This window comes from Kiritimatiellia bacterium, from assembly GCA_028715905.1.
GTDB lineage: Bacteria > Verrucomicrobiota > Kiritimatiellia > JAAZAB01 > JAAZAB01 > JAQUQV01.
This window is the reverse complement of sequence record JAQUQV010000112.1, coordinates 1-3,909: the sequence shown is the minus strand read 5'-3', so window position 1 is coordinate 3,909 and position 3,909 is coordinate 1. Positions and strand designations below refer to the sequence as shown.

Genomic DNA, 3,909 nt, shown 5'->3' with positions numbered 1-3,909 from the left:
CTGCAACGATTGGCCTGGCATTGCCATTTTCTGGCATTTCACGGCACGGAGGAACAAACGGGAAATATCGGATTATGGCCCATGCTGCCCGGGCAGAAGGGAAAAGCCGCGGATATGTTTTATGCCGTTGTTTTCCTTTCCGGCCTGAAACATGTCCTGGATATTCATCAGAAACTCGGCATTCCGGAGGCAATAACGCTGGATACGCTTTCCGATTTGCAGCTCTGGATATATGAATATCGCAAAAAATATGGCGCGTGGGGATTCAAAGAAAAGACATGGCTGATACATCATTTCCGCGGCAAGCTCTTTAAGCTTGGCCGGCTGCAGTTCCTGCCGGGCATTTTCCCTTATGATTTTCATGTTTTCAGAAATTATGCGGATCAAAGGGTTATGATGCTGGCCGGAGAAAACATGATTTTCCGCCGGGACGGCCAATTTGACGGCGCTAACAACGAATTTGATCCGGAAGACAAATGGACGGCAAAATTCGCAACCAATGGCGGTTATATCGGCGGACACCCCGTATCGCCGCGCGGCGAGGCCTTGCCATTCCGGATAACACTGCCGGTTTCGGAATGGCATGAAATTCTTAAAAAGGATGATCCCGTGTTGACGATTCATATCCCGGCCACGGGCGCGCTGGCGCATGCGGAATGCGGCGAGTCATTCCGGCAAATGGCAGCCTTCTGGCCGAAATATTTTCCGGAATATAAATTCAAGGCGCTTACCTGCGCCTCGTGGCTGCTGGACGGACAATTTGAACGGCATCTGCCGCCGACGGCGAACATCGTTCGTTTTCTCGCTGAATTTTATCTGCACCCCATTCCAAACGCCGACGAACAACAGACCTTTGAGCGTGTTTTCGGTCAACAAATTGACGATGTCGCCCGGGCGCCGCAAAACACTTCGCTGCAACGCGCTGTCATCAAGCACATTAAAAACGGCGGCCGCTGGAGAAGCGGCGGCGGCATATTATTTGCTGAAGACCTGCAATGGGGCGAACAAACTTATCGCAAAAATGAGCGCGATTATAAGAGTCTTGCCTGAACCTGTCCAATCTTCGGGGTAAAATCCCCATATGAAAGTTTTGCGGATAGGTTCGCCGCATCAACAACGGACCGTCGGCCGTTTATTTTAGATGGCGGCCCTGCGGGCAGAGCCCGCTTTGGACCGTTCCATTTAAACATGATACACTTTTGCGTAGAAGTTTAAATAAGACCGGCGGATCGCCAGCCGGGAAAGTTTTGGATGGCGGCGCTGCCGCCTTAGGAGAAGTTCATTCATGGGCTTTTAGGCAACACTACCTGCAGCCTGCCCCCGTTTTTCCCTGAAATGGATGATGTCCGGCGCAGATTAATTTGGCGTAATCCCCAGGCGGCATCCCCTCTGTTTTTTTGAATACGCGGCTGAACAGGTGAACGCTGGAAAAGCCGATCTCGTCCGCGATCTGTGAAAAATTCAACTTCGCATTGTCAATCAGTATCTTTGCCTTTTGTATCCGCGCGATATTGAGATAATGATGGATGGTGGTGCGCGTGTAATTTTTAAAAAGCCGGCAGCAGTAATGCGATGACAATCCCGCCGCCCGGCTGATATCCCCCAGCGTCAGCGGATGCTGCAGGTTGTTTTGAATAAAAACGATCGCTTTTTCAAGGTTGCGCCAGCCTTTCATCTGGGCATTTTCCACCTGCGCCGGGTTGCCGGAATTGCGCAGATAAAGCGATAGAATTTCAAGCATCATGGCTTTTGTGGTCAGCTCAAAGGCGCAGGGACGGCGGTCAAATTCGCTCTTAAGCCGCAGGAAAAGCCTTTCCAGTGTTTTTTGATCTTCAGGGCGCATTGTTATGAGCAACGGCATGGACGCGAAAAAACGTTCGGCTTTGCCGGCCGTTCTAAGGGATTTTTTAAGCGTCATTTTTTTCTCAAGGCGGACCTTTTTACCGCGCAACGGGTTGTAAAGACAGTCAAAGTGGGCGATATATTGGACGATTGAAACTCCGGCCGGCGCGCGGATTATGTGCAGCATGTAAGGCGGCATCAGGATTGTGTCGCCGCGTCTGACGGAATATTGTCTGCCTTCCAGCAGAAAATGGCCGTAGCCCTCAAAAATATGGGTGAAGACGAATTCCGGGTCAATGTAGGCCTGGGAAAGGCCATGGCTGGTGTTGATCCGCACGTAGCGCACGTAAGGAGACAAACTGTTCAAGTCGGCCTTCATTGGGTTTTTATTCAAAAATACCGCCTCCTGCCAATTCCTTGAAGAATTTTTTCAGCGGCAGGACGCGCAGAACGCCGTCTTTAAGCTCAACTTCTCCGGTATAGACGCCATAGCCGGAGCGGATCTGTCCATCGGTAATCAAGGATTTAAGCGCAACGCCGTATTCGCTTTTCCAGCGAGTAGCCGCTTTGACCTCAAACCCCACGGTCCGGCCGGACCGCGTCCAGATAAAATCGATTTCACTGCCGCTGGGCGTCCGCCAGTAGTAAAGCTGACCGCCGACGTTGAGTCCTGCCATGGCTGCCCTGAGTTCATGTAAAATCCAGGTCTCGAGTAAAAATCCGCGTTCGAAGCTGTCAAGCGGTTCGCGCAGCCGTCCCGCCAACGTTCGCACGACGCCGGGGTCGAAAAGATAAAACTTTGGGCTGGTAACTTCTTTGACCTTTGCCTTTTTTCGCCAGGCCGGAAGCCAGATGCCGATCAGCGTATCCGCTAACACGCCGAAATATCCTTGTACCGTTGGGCGCGCGACGGCGGCATCGCGCGCCAATCCCGCCACATTAACAATCTGGCCGTTCATTAGCGCCGCCACTTCCAGAAAACGCGCAAAAGAATCAAGACTCCGCACAAGAGCTTCCTGTTGAATCTCCTCGCGGATATAATTGGCCGCGTAGGCCTCAAGTGACTCAATGGCAAAATCGGGCTCGGCCTGAATTTTGGGAAGCAACCCTAAACGCAAGATCTAACAGGAAAAACGAATGTTCCGGCAATATAAATAGTCGTGTAAACACAACCAGCAGAATAACGGCAAAAATGCTGGCTGTCTATACAATTTTGCCTTTTACTTTCGTATCACCCGTCGGTAATACTTGGCCTTTTCAGCGGCACATTGGCAGAAAAAGGCAATTTTGGACAAATAATGGCAATTCCAGCTAAAGACAAAATCATGCCCAGTCTGTTATATTGTCCTCCAGCAAAATAAATTTATCATTTATTGTAAAGGAAACAATCATGAACATTGCAAAAGATTTGGCCGTGCAAAGTTACTGTTTCAGGAATTTTAAGAAGAACGAGGAAGTTGCCGAAAAAGTCAAAGGCGTGGGTGTGTCAAGTCTTGAGCTTTGCGCCGTGCATGCCGATTTTACCGACGAAAAGATTTTTGACAAAGTGATCGGGATTTACGCAAAGGCCGGCGTTAAAATCATAAGCATCGGGGTCCAGAGCATGAACAACAAGCCGGAAATCGAGGAAAAATTCTTTAAGTTTGCCAAAATGGCCGGGGCAAGGCTGATGAGCGTCAGTTTTCCTTTTTCATTCGGGCGCGACGCATTCCGGTCGGCGGAAAGGCTCGCTGATAAATACGGCGTCAATATGGGCATTCACAACCACGGCGGCCGTCATTGGCTTGGGTCGGCCGGGGTCTTGAAGACCGTGTTTGAAAATACCGGCCCGCGGGTGGGACTTACCCTTGACACGGCCTGGGCATTGGATGCCGGCGAAGACCCTGTAAAAATGGCGGAAATGTTTGCGGACCGGCTTTACGGTTTGCATTTGAAGGATTTCGTTTTTAACGGCGCCCGCAAACCGGAGGATGTTGTGGTCGGCTCCGGCAATCTCGATTTGCCGGGATTGTTCGCGGTTCTGAAAAAGATCAATTATAACGGCGCCGCGATTCTTGAGTATGAAGG

4 protein-coding genes are annotated in these 3,909 nt (G+C 50.7%); 2 read left to right on the top strand and 2 right to left on the bottom strand.

Translation table 11 applies throughout. The features are described from left to right. Positions 1–1,050: acyltransferase domain-containing protein (locus PHP98_11875; protein ID MDD5484326.1), on the top strand; the 1,050-nt coding region annotated here is incomplete at its 5' end. Between the two features lie 253 nt (positions 1,051–1,303). Here PHP98_11875 and PHP98_11870 read toward each other — a convergent pair. Beyond that, positions 1,304–2,236: an AraC family transcriptional regulator gene (locus PHP98_11870; protein ID MDD5484325.1), complete on the bottom strand. Its 933-nt coding sequence runs from the start codon at positions 2,234–2,236 to the stop codon at positions 1,304–1,306. After that, complete coding sequence (locus tag PHP98_11865; GenBank protein ID MDD5484324.1) at positions 2,229–2,960, bottom strand: DUF4143 domain-containing protein; 732 nt, start codon at positions 2,958–2,960, stop codon at positions 2,229–2,231. The genes PHP98_11870 and PHP98_11865 overlap by 8 nt, the downstream gene beginning before the upstream one ends. A 272-nt stretch (positions 2,961–3,232) precedes the next feature. Here PHP98_11865 and PHP98_11860 point away from each other — a divergent pair. Then, on the top strand, positions 3,233–3,909 hold a 677-nt coding region (locus PHP98_11860; protein MDD5484323.1), incomplete at its 3' end, for a sugar phosphate isomerase/epimerase.